The organism is Paenibacillus sp. FSL K6-1558 (genome assembly GCF_038002565.1).
Taxonomy (GTDB): Bacteria; Bacillota; Bacilli; order Paenibacillales; family Paenibacillaceae; genus Paenibacillus; species Paenibacillus polysaccharolyticus.
Window position 1 is genome coordinate 172710 of sequence record NZ_JBBOCV010000001.1, and the last position, 17725, is coordinate 190434.

At 44.8% G+C, this 17725-nt stretch carries 9 protein-coding genes; all 9 read left to right on the top strand.

All coding sequences use genetic code 11. From position 1 onward, the window contains the following. The first annotated feature begins 45 nt into the window (after window positions 1-45). The 9 genes from MHI38_RS00705 (at window position 46) to MHI38_RS00745 (ending at window position 17692) form a co-directional block, all read left to right on the top strand. Complete coding sequence (locus MHI38_RS00705; RefSeq protein ID WP_341180825.1) at window positions 46-2607, top strand: S-layer homology domain-containing protein; 2562 nt, start codon at window positions 46-48, stop codon at window positions 2605-2607. Between the two features lie 57 nt (window positions 2608-2664). Then, complete coding sequence (gene treR / locus MHI38_RS00710; RefSeq protein WP_154889417.1) at window positions 2665-3375, top strand: trehalose operon repressor; 711 nt, start codon at window positions 2665-2667, stop codon at window positions 3373-3375. Window positions 3376-3611: 236 nt separating this feature from the next. Beyond that, on the top strand, window positions 3612-6935 hold the full coding sequence (locus tag MHI38_RS00715) for a DUF5107 domain-containing protein (RefSeq protein ID WP_445667197.1): 3324 nt from the start codon (window positions 3612-3614) through the stop codon (window positions 6933-6935). 61 nt (window positions 6936-6996) lie between these two features. Then, window positions 6997-9372, top strand: a complete 2376-nt coding sequence (locus tag MHI38_RS00720; RefSeq protein ID WP_341180826.1) for a beta-galactosidase — start codon at window positions 6997-6999, stop codon at window positions 9370-9372. A 354-nt stretch (window positions 9373-9726) separates the two neighbouring features. After that, a complete protein-coding gene (locus MHI38_RS00725) occupies window positions 9727-10662 on the top strand; it encodes a glycoside hydrolase family 5 protein (RefSeq protein ID WP_260510882.1) in 936 nt (311 codons plus the stop codon). A 244-nt stretch (window positions 10663-10906) separates the two neighbouring features. Continuing rightward, the gene (locus MHI38_RS00730; protein WP_341180827.1) at window positions 10907-12976 is read left to right on the top strand and encodes a bifunctional aldolase/short-chain dehydrogenase; all 2070 of its coding nucleotides are present in this window, start codon (window positions 10907-10909) and stop codon (window positions 12974-12976) included. 14 nt (window positions 12977-12990) lie between these two features. Further along, a complete protein-coding gene (gene rhaA / locus MHI38_RS00735) occupies window positions 12991-14247 on the top strand; it encodes an L-rhamnose isomerase (RefSeq protein WP_341180828.1) in 1257 nt (418 codons plus the stop codon). 554 nt (window positions 14248-14801) lie between these two features. Beyond that, window positions 14802-16475: a ribonuclease J gene (locus MHI38_RS00740; RefSeq protein WP_154889407.1), complete on the top strand. Its 1674-nt coding sequence runs from the start codon at window positions 14802-14804 to the stop codon at window positions 16473-16475. Between the two features lie 233 nt (window positions 16476-16708). After that, window positions 16709-17692, top strand: coding sequence for a LacI family DNA-binding transcriptional regulator (locus MHI38_RS00745; RefSeq protein WP_154889405.1), 984 nt, complete (start codon window positions 16709-16711; stop codon window positions 17690-17692). Window positions 17693-17725: the final 33 nt, after the last annotated feature.

The following is a 17725-nucleotide window of genomic DNA, read 5'->3' on the forward strand; positions in this document are numbered from 1 at the left end:
GCAAGCGAAACTCAGTTTGTAGAAGAACATTTGAAACCGGGCACAATGTACACTTACGTTATCCGTGCAGTGAATGCAAGTGGTACCGGTGCACCGTTGACGATCAGAACGATGACACAAACGCTACCGCTCACAACAGACACGATTGAAGTGATTTCAGGAACCTATTCACAAGACATAAGCTGGGAAGCGGTCACTGGGGCTGTTGCCTATGAAATTCGAAACCAGGCCACAGGTGAGGTCACAAGTGTATCTGAGCCTCATGCACATCTCGTGAGTATGGAGGACGGCACGTTGTATCGATTAGAAATTGTGGCTGTAAATGAGCAGGGACAGCGCTCCAAACCTGTTCAGATTGAAACGTTAACGAAGCCTTTAGCGCCGCAGACTGCCAGTGTAGAGCAGTTCACAGATCGGTCAGTCAAGCTGGATTTATCAGAAATTTTTGTTCGAGGTGTGGAGCAATTTATCATTCGGCGGGATGGTGTCGAGATTGCCAGAATTTCTGCAAATCAGACAGATCAGAAGCAGTTTGAAGACAGTGGGCTCGTCCCTGGAGAGCACTATACTTATTCCATTCATACATTTAATACATCGGGTGAGAGTGAAACCGGATTTAACCTTGATGTGAGAACCTTGCCAGCAACGGTGGATGAAGTGTTGAGTGCACAAGAGATTGGGGAAGAAGATGCAGTACTGGTCTGGCCTAAGATACAGGGGGCAGAAGGCTACATTGTTCGCATTAATGATGAGGAAGTTACTAGATTAGATGACGCTAACACGACTGAGTTCAGGTTAACGAACATGAGTAGTGCGGACGTGTACGAGAAAATTAAAGTCATTCCGATCAACTCGGCAGGAGAAGGCGCCGCAATTTTGGTTGCCCCTTTTTATACATTGCCTCGCATTGATTCGCTCGATATGAGAGTCTTTCCAAAATCTGATCATATCAAACTGGAGTGGGACTTTTCCTATCCTAACGAAACGTTTGTGATTGTATTGGATGGTGTGGAGCGATATCGGGGACGGAATCAAGAATATGTAGTTGATGGACTGGAGGCGGGCAAACAATATCAGCTTGAGGTATACACGGAAAATGGTGAGCAGACTGCATCGGACAAAAGAAGCTATTCCCTCTTAACCAAGCCGGGTTTCCCGATAAAAGTTGCATATAAAGCCACCAAGGATCAAGTACATCTTCTATTGGAAGAAACACGTGCGGCTGGTGCCGAGCAGTTTTCAATTGAAAGGAATGGCCTGGAGATTGCCCGTATTAGCGCTAAGGAGACAAGGTATGAAGATACGGATCTTGAGCCCGGAACACGATACAACTATGTTATTCGAGCGATCAACGCTTCGGGCACAAGTGATGACGGATTTATGCTGCAAGCTGTGACTTTACCTGGTCAGTTAAATGTACCGCCAATTGTGCAGGACCGCTCCGTATCTGGTGCGACGCTGGTTTGGGAACTTGTACCCGGTGCAGAGGGTTATCGGATTTATCAAAATAAAGAAGTAGTCGGAACAACAGCTGAAACGTCACTTCAAATTACCGGATTGACTAGTGCTGCAAAATATGATGATTTTAGTATTATTCCTTATAATGAGGCCGGTGAAGGTGAAGGCATGAAGGTGCTGGAATTTGAAACGTTACCCTCGTTGCTTGAATCGATTACAGCCACCGCAAAAGGGCCTGATCGTATCCTGCTTACGTGGAGATTGGAAACCCAAAATGAGATTGTTGTAGTTGCTTATAAGGATCAGGAGATTTATCGCGGTCAAGAGCGAGAATATGTCTGGAAAGGCTTAGATGCAGAACGTCATTACGAGATTTCAGCGTGGACGGAAAATACGGCTGGTGAGGCAAGTGAGAAGAAAAGCGTAGCAGCAGTAACCATTTCGGTTCCAGTAGTTTCATCGAACGGTGGAAGTGCAGGAAATAACACCAGTACCAATGATAATGATTCCAAGGACAAGAATGAGGAAAAAGATAAGGATACAACGAATACTCAGCCTGGAGGAATAACAAGTAGGCGAGTTGCTTTTTTAGATATTGACCAAACGTTTAATAAAGACCAGATTACTTGGCTTGCTGAGCACAATATTATACAGGGGGTAAGCTCAACGCGTTACGAACCGCGTCGCCCCATTACTCGAGCAGAGTTTACAGCACTTATTGTGCGTTTAATGAGGCTGGATATCTCGTTGAAACCATCACATGTTTTTCAGGATGTGAATGACACGGATTGGTTTGCACCTGAGATCAACACAGCAGCCGAGCGTGATGTTGTACAAGGTATGGGGAATGGAAAATTTGCTCCACATGCTCTGGTGACTCGCGAGCAAGCCTCCAAAATTATAGCCAATGTGGTTCATCAGATTAGAAGCGAGCCGATCACCTCACATAAGACATTCACTGACCAGGTCGATGTCTCCAACTGGGCCAGGGAGGAGGTCGCGGAGTTAGCAGGTATTTATATGATTAACGGATACGAGGACGGCAGTTTCCGCCCATTACAAGCGTTGAGTAGAGCTGAAGCGGCCGCGTTAATATTCCGTTTGAATAAACTGATGCAGGTTATTGCCAGCGACGCAGATTCCCTTTGAATTGGTTTTAATGTTATGATTGGTTTCAAAAAAGGTAATGAATTATGGTGATGAAAAATGAATAATAAATTTATCCGAATATACGAAGATATCGCTGGACGTATTCGGAACGGAGACATCGAAGCGGGCACACTGCTTCAATCAGAACTGGATTTATCAGAACGATATCAAACATCCAGAGAAACGATACGTAAAGCACTGAAAATGCTATATGAAGAAGGTTACATTCAGAAGATTCAAGGTAAGGGTTCCATTGTACTGGATATCCGTAAAATTGATTTTCCCGTGTCAGGTCTCGTTAGCTTTAAGGAGCTCGCACAAAAGATGGGACACCGCGCACAAACGGTTGTGAAGCTGTTTGAGGAACAAGGGATTGATCAGACGCTCAGCCAAAAGACCAGCTTTGGTCTGAATGAACAAGTGTGGCAGATCAATCGTGTTCGCATTGTGGATGGAGAACATGTCATTCTGGACAAAGACTACATCAGTCAGCGCTTAATTCCGGGGCTGAACCAGGAAATCTGTAATGACTCCATCTATGAGTATATTGAACAGAAGCTTGGGCTATCGATTTCTTATGCCAAGAAAGAAATTTTGGTGGAGGAGCCTACGGCTGAGGATCGCGAGTTACTTGATCTTGACGGTTTTCACAATGTTGTTGTCGTGAGAAGTCAGGTGTATTTAGAAGATACTAGCCAGTTCCAGTATACGGAATCACGGCATCGACCGGACAAGTTCACATTTGTGGACTTTGCCAGACGCAAGTAAACGGGGTAGAAAGGTAGAATATATGTAATGCGAATTCAGTAATTGAACCCATAACCTAATGTCGACAAGAAAAGAGTATCAGGTCACTGTAATCAGAGGTGATCGGGTACTCTTTTTGCCATGCAACATTCCAGTCATGATCCGAAGATCGTCCATCATTAACCGTTAAATGTCAATGTCAGTCTCGCTTATCTAAGCGTATGATCATCCTATCTCGAAGCAAGGAGTGAGCGAATTTGGAATTGAAGCAGGTTAGTGCAGAGACGTCCGTTCGGATCTGGGAAGAGAATAGAGACATTCCAACGTATAGCACAGGTAAACCCGATAAAAATCCAATGTTTCTTGAAAAACGAATCTATCAGGGCAGTTCGGGTAAGGTATATCCTTATCCCGTCATTGATCGAATCGAGAATGAGGCGAAACTGCAATCGTATCGATTGATTATTCTTGAAAACGAATATGTCCGCATCGAGATCATGCCAGAACTCGGTGGCCGTATCTATCGTGCGCTGGATCTGACAAACCAGTATGATTTCGTCTATTACAACCGAGTGATCAAACCTGCTTTGGTTGGTCTTGCTGGGCCTTGGATATCAGGAGGCATTGAGTTCAACTGGCCACAGCACCATAGGCCAAACACATTTGGCAAAGTAGATTGCACTTATAGTAGCAATAAGGACGGAAGCGCTACTGTATGGGTGGGTGAGATCGATCGAATGTACGGTACCAAGGTGACGACTGGTTTTACTTTGTATCCCGGGAGAGCTTACCTGGAGATTCATTCCCAAGTATACAATCGGACAAGTGAACCCCAGACGTTTCTATGGTGGGCTAATCCAGCGGTCGCTGCGAACGATGATACGCAATCTGTGTTTCCACCAGATGTAAACGCCGTAATGGATCATGGTAAACGTGATGTTTCCCGATTTCCCATTGCTACAGGAACGTATTATAAGATGGATTATTCGGAGGGGGTGGATATTTCGCGGTACAAGAATATTCCGGTGCCTACTTCCTACATGGCATACAAGTCCGAATATAACTTTGTAGGTGGATATGATCATCGTTTACAGGCAGGGCTGTTACATGTTGCCAATCATCATATCTCTCCAGGCAAGAAACAATGGACCTGGGGTAATGGGGATTTCGGCAAAGCATGGGACAGGCAATTGACGGATGAAGATGGGCCGTATATTGAACTGATGACAGGCATTTTTACGGATAATCAGCCTGATTTTAGTTGGCTACAGCCATATGAAAGCAAGTCTTTTACTCAATATTTCATGCCTTACAAAGATGTCGGTGTAGTAAAAAATGCAACGATTGACGCAGCGGTTAATCTGGCGCTGGATAAGCAGACGGGAACGGCCAAGATTCTGGTTTACGCGACAGCTAATTATGAGAAAGTCTCTATTAAAGTAAAGGGTGCTGCAGGGAATTATTTTGAAGACATATGCGATATCTCGCCAACACAATCTTATACAGGTACATTCCCATGGAATGAAGAGGAAGAATGGCATCAATTAAAACTGAGTGTATGTACAAAAGAGGGAAGAGTACTTGTGGCGTATCAGCCAGAACAGACGCGCATTCAGGAAGTGCCTGATCCTGCGAAGCCGCTACCGCTCCCCTCAGAGATCCAGACCAACGAACAGCTCTATCTCGCAGGTCTTCATCTGGAGCAGTATCGACATGCAACCTATGAACCGGAATTATATTATCTAGAAGGACTGAAACGTGATCGTACTGACATCCGCTTGAATGTTGCATATGGGACTTTACTCTTACGAAGATGCCTATTTCAGGAGGCAGAGACTCATTTTAGACAGGCCGTTCAGTCCCTCACATGGAAAAACACCAATCCGTATGATAGTGAGGCTTATTACCAGCTTGGTTTGAGTTTGAAGCTTCAAGGAAAGATGAAAGAAGCCTATGATGCAATATATAAATCCGTTTGGTCGGCACAGTTTCAGGATATCGGATATTTTACTCTCGCCCAGATTGATGTAGCTCAGGATCAGTATGCACAGGCACTCGAACACATTGAATGTGCGCTAATTCGAAACAGTAGAAATCTCAAAGCACGTCACTTGAAGACATCATTGCTTCGAAAAAGGGGGTGTAACTCACAAGCCATTTCGTTTGCTCGTGAAACACTGGATATAGACCCGATGGAATATGGCACGGCATATGAACTGATGTTATTGTCTGCGGAGCAGGCGAAGGAGTATTTCTTGCGGATGATGAGCGGGGATGTTCACAATTACTTGCACTTGGCTGCAGATTATGCAGAGAGTGGCATGTGGGAGGAAGCACGAAGTGTACTTTCCACAATTGAATCCGATTTGACTAGACCATACCCGATGCTTGGTTATGCTCAGGCATATCTGTATCGGCAGTTGGATCAACTGGATCAGGCATCTCAATGTCAGGCACAGGCGAGTGCCGCAGAGACGGAGTATTGTTTTCCGAATACACCGTTCGAATGCATGATTCTTCAAGATGCGCTTGAAGCGGACCCAGAGGATGCACATGCACATTATTATATGGGTAACTGGCTCTACGACCACAAACGTTACGAGGATGCGATAAACCACTGGGAGATGTCTTGTAAAATAAACCCGGCCTTCCCTACGGTACACCGAAATCTAGGTCTGGCTTATTACAACAAGATGAATCAGCCTGATAAAGCGTTGATCTCGCTGGAGGAAGCATTTCGGCTGGAGCCGCAGGATGCCCGTGTATTCTACGAGTTGGATCAATTACAGAAGAAGCTTGGATGCCCTCCAGCAGAACGATTGCAGCGGTTTGAGGCTCAGATGGAGCTGGTACATCAACGGGATGACTTATACATCGAGTGGGTTACGTTGTTGAATATGTTAAGTCATCATCAGGAGGCTTACAATGCACTGCAAACAAGAACATTTCATCCATGGGAGGGCGGAGAAGGTAAAGTTACGGGTCAGTATGTGACGGCTCTGACGGAACTTGCTAAGCAAAAACTCACGGAAAAGCATCCAGAAGAAGCTATAGAATTGTTGCTTCGAGCTCAGAAGTATCCTGAAAATCTGGGGGAAGGCAAGCTTGAAGGCAGTGCAGACAATGCACTTTATTATGTTCTGGGCTGTGCATATGAACAGATGCAGCAGACTGCTGCCGCTGAAGAGAGCTTCCGCAGAGCTTGCACAGGTTTGCATGAACCAGCAAGTGCGATGTTTTATAACGACCAGCCACCAGAATCTATATTTTATCAGGGACTTGCCTGGAAGAAACTGGGCGATATCAAGGAAACAAACAGACGTTTTAACAAACTGATTGATTACGCCGAACGGCATATGCATGACTCCATTCAGATCGATTATTTTGCCGTATCTTTGCCAGACTTCCTTGTATTCGATGATGATCTGGATCAGCGAAACAAAGAGCACTGCCATTATATGCGGGCTTTAGGCCTCCTCGGTCTGGGTAAGAAACAGGAAGCTTCACAGGAATTGCAACGAGTGCTGGAAAACAATGCAAATCATCAGCAGGCATTTTTACTTTTGGCAAAAGGGATTTAAATTGGATTTTCACATCGTGACATCCTGCCTATTCTATTGAAGAAAGAGTTGATCTCCCAAAATGAAAGATAAGATAAACGCCGATATGTGTAAGCACATCAACGAACCAGACGACAAGTTTTGTTCACATCGTTGTATTCGCTACACATTGGAAGCCGAGGATAAACTGATCCAACCGGGTCACATGGAAGGCTATGGAGGTTACAACACGCGCGGAGAGTCCTATGATTTCACTAATTTTTATATGATGCATAATGATAAACCGTATATTCCGGTCGTCGGGGAATTTCATTTCTCAAGATTTGCTTATCTTCAATGGGAAGAAGAAGTGTTGAAGATGAAAGCAGGGGGAGTGCATATCGTAGCAACCTATATCTTTTGGAATTTTCATGAGGAGCAGGAGGGAGAGTTTAATTGGTCGGGTAACTTGAATTTGCGGCAGTTTGTGGAGTTATGTGGTAAACATGAGCTGGCTTTAATTCTTCGGATTGGTCCGTTCTGTCACGGAGAAGTTCGGAATGGCGGTTTGCCGGATTGGCTGTTCAACTATGCATTTGAGGTCCGTTCTAATGACGAGGGGTATTTATTCTATGCGAAACGGTTATATCAGGAGATTACTCGTCAGATTGAAGGCTGTTTTTATCAAGATGGCGGGCCGATTATCGGTATTCAGCTGGAGAATGAATATATGCATGCTGGTGCGCCAATGGATTCGTGGAGTTATTCGCAGGATAAATATATCTCTTCAGGACGTGATGGAAAAGAACATATGGAGCTGCTTCGCCGTATTGCGGAAAACGCGGGTATGAATCCCATATTCTACACAGCAACAGCATGGGGCAAAGCGGCAGTACCTGAGCAAGGAACGCTCCCTATGCTTGCAGGATATGCATATACGCCATGGATACCTAATCAGCCTCCCAGCAAAGAGTATCTGTTTCGTGACTTGCATCTGAATCCTGCAGAAGAAGTGGATTATGATAGTAAACACTACCCAGCGGCCTATTGCGAACTTGCCGGCGGAATGCAGGTTAGTTATCATGCCCGCCCTGTGGTCGATGCAGACAGTGTAGAGGCGATGACTATTGTTAAGCTGGCGAATGGTAGCAATATGGTGGGTTATTATATGTATCACGGAGGTTCCAATCCCGTTGGTCGCAAAACGTACATGAACGAACGTGGATTACCGAAGGTGACATACGACTATCAAGCACCCCTTGGAGAGTTTGGACGTATCGGAGAATCGTATGATCGAATCCGAAGTTTGTCCATGTTCTTGGATGCATATGGGGAGCAGTTGGCACCTATGGGGTGTGTCATTTCTGAGGATCAGTTGACTATTGCGCCAGAAAATACGATGGATCTGCGTTGGTCGGTCCGCCAGCGGTCAGGAGCAGGATTTCTTTTTATAAATAACTATCAGGATCATATTCATATGCCGGCGCGTGACATTCGACTGGAGCTTCTTACCTCTCAAGGATATGCGGTGTATCCTTATGAAGAGGGCACCATGCAATTGAATTCTGGCAAAGCAGTAATCTTGCCTTTTCATCTGGATCTCGGGGAGATAAAGCTTATAAGTGCTACGGTTCAACCTTTGACTAAATTTCTGGTAAAAGAGGAGCTTACGGCTGTCTTTTATGCTCATGAAGGCATGACTCCCGAATATGTAATTGATGCATCCTCTGTAGAAAGTGTGCAAATGACAGCAGGTACAGTCCGTGAACAGGATGGGAAGTACGTCCTTCATCCGGTGGCTGGCAAAAATGATGGCTTTAGTGTTAGCACGATGGATGGGAAAGTGATTCGTATCGTTACGTTAACGCGTGAGGAAGCCTTGCAAAGTTATCTTTTTGAACTAGGTGGAGAAAAAAGATTGGTGATCAGTAGCAGTCATATATACCAACAAAATGAGCAGTTGATAAGCACGTCTGTTGAACAGAGTGAGATCGAGGTTTCCATATATCCTGCACCTGAGAGGATAACGGCCCCTGAATATACAATCATCTCCCGGATGCAGCAGCAACAGTGGTTTGTAACCTATACTTTGCAGGTACCTGTATATCAGCCGGAAGTGGAGATCAATTATCCGAAAGAGCATGCAGCTTCTTTAAAAATAAATACCTGCTGGCCTGAACAGGTTCATGACCTGTTTGTGGAGATTGATTATGAAGGGGATGTGGCGGCAGCCTACATTCAACAACAGTTATTGACGGATCATATCCAGTATGGTCACACTTGGAACATTGGACTGAAGCAATCCCGGCATTTATTACATGACCACGCTCTGAGATTATTAATAACACCTCTTCGTAAGGGAAAGACAGAGCATTTTGTGAATCAAGCGTATGTGGAGAGGTTCCACGGTGTAGAACTGGGCAGGTTTGAGCACATTCGAATTGTACCGCATTACCGAGTGGCTCTAAAGTTTTCCTGAGTGTGTTCCAAAGACTTTTACTCTGTCCGTATGGAGTAAAAGTCTTTTTATTGTTCAAACAAAAACCTGAAAATGGAAAAAACAATTGACTGGTAAGCGTTTTCATTTTAAGATAAATATATTACTTTAACGATAAGTTTATTTAGACAGTAATTTTTTTAATTTAAAAACTTTATATTGATTCTGCTTCTAAAGTTAATTTGAAAAGATTTTGTTCAGCGAAGGTGCAAATACGCTCATGGTTTTGATTCGCTTTGTTAGTGCAAAGTGAATTAAAATAAAAACATAACAGGAGGTTTCAAACGAATGGTCAATCTGAAGAAATGTACGATCTTTACGTTGATTGCTGCGCTCATGTTCATGGCTCTGGGGAGTGTTACGCCCAAGGCAGCTGCTGCATCCGGTTTTTATGTAAGCGGGAACAAGTTATATGACTCGACGGGCAAGCCTTTTGTCATGAGAGGAATCAATCACGGCCATTCCTGGTTCAAAAATGATCTGAATACAGCCATACCTGCTATTGCGAAAACAGGCGCCAACACGGTACGAATTGTTCTCTCGAATGGAACACTGTACACCAAAGATGATCTGAATTCAGTTAAAAACATAATCAATCTGGTCAATCAGAATAAGATGATCGCCGTGCTTGAAGTTCATGATGCAACAGGCAAAGACGATTATAACTCGCTGGATGCAGCCGTGAATTACTGGATCAGCATCAAAGAAGCGTTGATTGGCAAGGAAGATCGAGTGATCGTTAATATCGCCAACGAATGGTATGGAACCTGGAACGGCAGCGCTTGGGCAGACGGTTACAAAAAGGCTATTCCGAAGCTCAGAAACGCAGGCATCAAAAATACCTTGATTGTTGATGCTGCAGGCTGGGGTCAATATCCACAATCGATTGTCGATTATGGTCAAAGCGTATTCGCAACAGATACGCTCAAAAATACGGTGTTTTCCATTCATATGTATGAATATGCAGGTAAGGATGCGGCAACGGTGAAAGCTAATATGGAGAATGTGCTGAACAAAGGACTTGCAGTAATCATTGGTGAGTTCGGTGGATATCACACAAATGGTGATGTGGATGAATATGCCATTATGAGATATGGACAAGAGAAGGGTGTAGGCTGGCTTGCATGGTCATGGTACGGCAACAGTTCCGGTCTGGGTTATCTGGATCTGGCTACCGGTCCGAACGGAAGTCTCACAAGTTATGGCAATACGGTAGTTAATGACACATACGGAATCAAAAATACGTCCCAAAAAGCAGGGATATTTCAATAGATAACAAATTTAATGAAAAAATAAAACAAAATGTGATCGGCAAAGAACAGGACAAAGCATGAACTATAGTGCGATGTCCTGTTTGTTTTTTGCACATTTCTAAAGAAGGAACACCGTTGAAGGAGATATCTATTTAGATTCTTTGTATATTTTTGTTTTTCCTGATAAAGTTTTTGTTTTCAAAACAAAACAAAGATGATAAACTCGTTTTAGGAAGAAAACAAACATTATCGGAGGGGAACAAATGGTACAGAGTTTATGGAATGCAGCGAAGGCATCAGAGAAAACAACAGGGCTTGAACAATTAGTCTACCGCTCTAATCTGATCGGAGCAGATCGTCGGGTCTGCAATATTTATGGGGGTAACACATCTACTAAAACAACAGTAAAGGATTTTCGTGGTCGTGATGTCGAAGTGATGTATGTGAAGGGGAGCGGATCGGATCTCGGTTCCATGGAAGCAAAACATTTTACCGGACTGGCGCTTGAAGATATCGGCCCCCTCATGGAACGTGACTCGATGTCGGATGAAGAGATGGTTGAATACCTTGGGCATTGCATGATTGATGCGAAACATCCGCGAGCTTCCATTGAAACGTTGTTACATGGGTTCCTTCCGTACAAACATGTGGATCATACACACCCGGATGCAATTATCAGCCTCTGCTGTGCGGATAACGGGAAAGAGCTGGCACGTGAAATATATGGCGATCGTTTTGTATGGGTTCCTTATGTGCGCCCAGGTTTTACACTGTCCAAGATGATTGCTGAAAGCGTATTCGCCAATCCGAATGCCGAGCTTGTACTTATGGAGAAACATGGTCTGGTGACTTGGGGAGAGACCTCTGAGGAATGTTACGCTCAGACGATCAAAATCATTAATGAAGCGGAAGCATTCATCGAGGCACGTGTCAATGAAGCTAATCTGTTTGGCGGCGTGAAGCATCCTGCACTTCCTGCTGAAGTTCGTCGTCAGATTGCTGCTCGGGTGATGCCTGTCATTCGCGGAGCGGTGTCGGACAGCAAAAAAATGATTTTGTCCTTTGACGATCAGGATGATGTGCTTGCTTTTGCAGGTGGAACGGATTCTCCACAGTTGTCTCAGGTTGGCGCGGCTTGTCCGGATCATCTGGTGCATACCAAAGTGGTGCCGCTGTTCATTGACTGGACGCCGAATGCGGATGATATTGACGGACTGAAAGCCAAGCTGGCGGAAGGCATTGCTACGTACAAAGAGCAATACAAGCAATATTTTGAGGAGAATAAAAATGAAGGCGACGTAATGTTCGAAGCCGCTCCTCGCGTTATTCTCATTCCGGGCGTAGGGATGATTAATACCGGCAAAAGCTGGGCGTTGTCACAAGTAAGCGGTGCGCTGTACCATCGGGCAATTGCAGTTATGCGTGGGGCAACAAGCCTCGGTAAATTCGTTTCGCTCAGTGCGAATGAATCTTACAATGTGGAATACTGGCCGCTGGAGTTATATAAATTGTCGCTGGCTCCTGCAGAGACGGAGTTTTCTCGCAAAGTAGCGTTTATTACGGGTGGTGCAGGTGGTATCGGTAGTGAAACAGCACGCAGACTCGTTTCGGAAGGCGCCCATGTTGTGCTTGCAGATTTGAATTTGGAAGGCGCGCAGAAGGTAGCACAGGAAATTAACGATCAATATGGTGCCAATCGTGCATACGCGCTCAAGATGGACGTGACAGATGAAGAAGCGGTACAGGCAGCTTATGCAGAAACGGCTCTGCAATACGGTGGTGTGGATATCATCGTGAATAATGCGGGCCTGGCCACATCCAGTCCATTTGACGAAACTTCATTGAAGGAATGGAATCTGAATATGAGTGTGCTGGGCACAGGTTATTTCCTGGTCGCTCGCGAAGCGTTCAAATTAATGAAAGAGCAGAGCATCGGTGGAAGCATGGTCTTCATCGGCTCCAAAAACTCGGTATATGCAGGTAAAAGTGCCTCTGCTTACAGCTCAGCGAAAGCACTCGAAGCCCATCTGGCGCGCTGTATTGCAGCAGAAGGCGGTGAATATGGTATTCGTGTCAACACTATTCTGCCGGATGCCATTTTGCAAGGTTCCGCGATCTGGAACGGTTCATGGAGAAACGAGCGTGCGGCCGCATATGGCATTGAACCGGATCAATTGGAAGAATATTATCGCAAACGCACGACATTGCTCGTTAACATCTATCCGAGAGATATCGCGGAAGGTATCGCCTTCTTCGCTTCATCGAAATCGGAGAAAACAACAGGTTGTATGCTGACCATTGATGGTGGTGTACCAGCAGCATTTACACGTTAAGGGAGGTTAGATTGATGCAAAATCAAGTGGAACAAGCGTATCAAGCTGCGAAGACTTTGTATGCACAACACGGCATCAATACAGACGATGTATTAAATAAGCTTGCAGATATTAAAGTATCCGTACAATGCTGGCAAGGAGATGATGTCAGAGGTTTCCTCAACCAGGAAGGTGAACTGACGGGTGGTATATCGGTTACGGGAAACTATCCGGGCGCAGCAACAACCCCTGCGGAGCTTCGTGCGGATCTGGAGAAAGCTTTTGCTCTCATTCCCGGTAAACATAAAGTCAATTTGCACGCGATCTATGCGGATACAGACGAACAAGTGGAACTGGATCAGATCGAGCCAAGACATTACGAAAATTGGGTAAAGTGGGCGAAAGAGCACGGGCTTGGACTGGACTTCAACCCAACGTGTTTCTCACATGAAAAATCAAGCGACGGCTTCACACTTAGTCATCCTGATCCGGAGATTCGCAAATTCTGGATTGATCACTGCAAAGCTTCACGGCGAATTGGTGCGTATTTCGGCGAACAATTGGGCCAAACCTGTGTGACCAACGTATGGGTACCGGATGGATTCAAGGACACCCCTGTTGACCGGATGGCTCCCCGCAAACGTTTGAAGGAATCCTTGGACGAAGTATTTGCAGAACCACTGAATCCGAAGCATAATCTGGATGCGGTTGAAAGCAAGCTGTTTGGTCTTGGTTCTGAAGCTTACGTTGTCGGCTCACATGAGTTTTATATGGGATACGGTTTGCAAAATGATACGTTAATCTGCCTGGATGCTGGTCATTTTCATCCAACAGAAGTGATATCTAACAAGCTGTCCTCTCTGGCATTGTTTACGAGTGGTATTCTGCTTCACGTTAGTCGTCCGATGCGCTGGGATAGCGATCATGTCGTTATTATGGATGACGAATTGCTTGAAATTGCCCGTGAATTGGTACGTCATGAGCTTCTCGGCACAACCCATATCGGACTGGACTTCTTTGACGCCAGTATTAATCGTGTGGCAGCATGGGTGGTCGGCACCCGTAATACAATTAAAGCTTTGCTGCGAGCTATGCTGGAACCGGTAGACGCTTTAAAACAGGCGGAACTGGATGGAGATTACACGACACGCCTGGCCTTGACGGAGGAGTTCAAATCCTATCCATTTGGCGCAGTATGGGACTACTATTGTGCTCAGCAAGGTGTGCCTGTCCGTGAGCAGTGGATTAAAGAAGTTAAATCCTATGAGCAGGATATACTTCAAATAAGGTAAAATATTGAGAAAACCCTGTTATTACAGGGTTTTTTTGTTTACATATAAAATATTTTGATCATACAGCTTGATCGATGTTATTTGTCGACAGCTGAATGGTAGCTTGCAAGCCCAATATTTGTCATACTATAACTAGGTCCTTAATGAATGATCAAAGAGGTCTTTAAAGGGAGAGGTGGGGTTGGTATCTCTAGTGTAGATACGATAATTGTAGTGGGTGTATCTGGAGCCGTTATTTTTTTAATTGCACTAGTCGTTGTTATTACATGGTTAGTTTTAAAGAGAAAAAAGAAGGATAATAAACGAATATAAAATACAGAGTAGTTGCTAATTAAGCCTTGTTTCAAGAATTTTTTTTCTTGTTTAATAACAAACTTAAATTCTCATTTGGTCATATAAATTAACTAACTCTCATAAACCACGTCGGAACGAAAATTCCGTACGTGGTTTTTTGGCATATATCCGTTGTTGTGCATAACCAAAGCGTTTATTTCCATACTAGGAATACACATAAAGAAATTGAGAATCACTATACAGAGGAGGGTGAAAGCATTTTGAAGTTTGCTCATGACAAACTATATATAGCTGCACTGGGCGGCGTGAATGAAATCGGTAAAAACATGTATTTGATTCAATATGATCAAGACATCATTGTGATTGACTGTGGTTCGAAGTTTCCCGATGAAACGATGCCGGGCATTGATCTCATCGTGCCGGATGTGACGTATTTGCTCGAAAATCAGGATAAAGTAAAGGCCCTTGTTGTCACGCATGGACATGAAGACCATATTGGTGGAATTCCGTATCTTTTAAAACAAATCAATATCCCCGTCTATGCTTCCAGGCTAACACGAGGTCTAATTGAGTTGAAATTAAGAGAGCATAACTTGTTGCGCCAATCTGAACTGCACACCATTGACGCAAACTCTCAGATCACGCTAGGGAGCATCGCCGTCTCATTTTTCGCAACGAGTCACAGTATTCCGGACTGTCTGGGTATTTTCTTTCAGACGCCGGCAGGCAATGTGGTTCACACGGGCGATTTCAAATTTGATATGTCCCCTGTAAACGGCCCTTTCCCGGATTTACACCGCATGGCTGAGATTGGGAAACAAGGGGTGCATGTGCTTCTTTCCGAGAGTACCAATGCCGAAAGACCGGGTTTCACTCCTTCAGAACGTGTTGTCGGAGATCATATTCTGGATGCCTTTATTCGTGCGAAGCAAAAAGTGTTTATCTCTACCTTCGCATCCAATATCAGCAGAGTTCAGCAGATCGTGAATGCTGCATTTCAGACTGGCCGCAAGCTTGCACTGCTTGGACGAAGCATGATTAACGTCGTGAATGTTGCAAGTGAACTCGGATATCTCGATGTTCCTGACGGGCTATTGATTGAGGCCGTTGATTCAGGACAGTTTCCGCGTGAGCAGGTGGTAGTGTTATGTACGGGAAGTCAGGGGGAGGCGATGGCTGCTTTGTCCCGGCTGGCTGCGGGCAAGCATCCTCAAGTTAGCATTGAATCGGGAGATACGGTTATCATTGCAGCAGGAGCTATACCTGGCAACGAAAGAAACCTTGCCCATGTCATCGACAACTTGTATGTTCTGGGCGCTCGTGTGATTTATGGCTCCAGCGGAGCGGCGGGCATGCACGTATCAGGACATGGCAGTCAGGAAGAGCTGAAGCTGATGCTTACGCTGATGAAGCCGGATTATTTGGTACCCATTCACGGTGAATTCCGAATGTTGTATCAGCACAGGTTGCTTGCGGAATCTGTTGGGATTGAGCAAAGTCATGTGTTTATCGTTAATAATGGAGATATGGTGGAATACAGAGACGGAACAGCTTCATTGGGTCCGAAGATTGCCTCAGGTAACAGCTTGGTGGACGGGCTTATTATCGGTGACGTTGGCAATGTTGTGCTTCGGGATCGCAGGCAGCTATCATCGGATGGGATGCTAGTCATTGTAACCACGCTTAGCAAAACAGAAAAACAAATGGTTGCCTCCCCGGAGATCATCTCCAGAGGTTTTGTTTTTGTGAAGGACTCAGAACAATTCATGAAGGAGATTCATGAACGGGTCGTTAACCGCATGGATGAATTAACAGGTGCCGGGGTTAATCAATGGAATGTAATCAAACGGAAGCTGAAGGATGAGATTGGTCATTACATTTATGCACAAACCAAGCGCAGGCCGATGATTTTACCGATTATTATTGAGGTTTGAACTCAATGTTTGCTGGCAGAACGGAAAGTTATCCGTTCCTGATCTCTTTATACGTATGTGTTTACAAAATGACTTTACCAAGCTGGGTTCGATTCGTATGGAGCACACGACGTCGTGTGCTTCTGCGTGAACCGGGCTTTTTTGCTATGTTATCCTACTCATGTTCGCTGAGGATCGCGATTCGAGTTATAATACATAAATGGATGATTTTATTGACACTAGAGGAGTTTCTTATGAATAAAACGATTTCAGATATTGCTCAAATGGCAGGCGTGGCGAAGAGTACCGTATCCCGTTTCCTAAATGGCGGCTCGGTCAGCGAAGATACCCGTCAGAAGATTGAGCGTATTATTAAAGAATATAATTATGTTCCGAATACCTTTGCGCAGAGTCTCAAAGCAAAAAAGACCAGCATTATCGGTACAGTGGTTCCAAGGCTGGATTCCTATGCGACATCACAGACGCTAATCGGCATTGATGAGGAGCTAAGAGGGTTGCAATATCAGATGCTCATTGCCAATACGAGTCAGGATATGCAGCGTGAGATTGATGCTATTTATGATTTTGCCAGACAAAAAGTGTCCGGGATCATTCTGCTTGCCGCTGAAATGACGGATGCACACCTGAAGGCCATAGAAGACATCCAGCTTCCCGTGTTACTGGTAGGACAGCAGCATGAGCTACTGCATAGTCTCATTCACAACGACGAACAAGCCGGGTATCTGATGGGCAAATACGTTGTGGAACAAGGACACCGGGACATCGTGTACATGGGGGTAAGCGAGAAGGACCAGGCTGTAGGTATCCATCGTAAACAAGGGTTTAAGCGTGCCATTGACGAGTGCAGTGATTGTACGGTGAGGTATTATGAAACGAGCTTTAAAATGTCAGAGGCAGTGCTTACGGCAGCGGAGATTTTGCAAGAAAACAGACCTTCTCTTATCGTTGCAGCGACAGATAATATTGCGATGGGCGTCATGAAAACCGCGTCCTTTCAAAAAATTCGCATCCCCCAGCAAATGTCAGTAGCCGGGTTCGGCGGATACGATATCACCGAAATGATTCATCCGACATTGACGACGGTAAAATATCATTATTTGCAGGCCGGAAAACTCGCCGCAAGTCATATTAGCAAGCTGGTTAAAGGGGAGCGTGTAAGTCAGCACACCGTTATGGATGTTGAATTAATTCCCCGAGAAAGCGTTGACAAAATATAAATTGATCCTTTATGATAATTCCATCGAACCGGT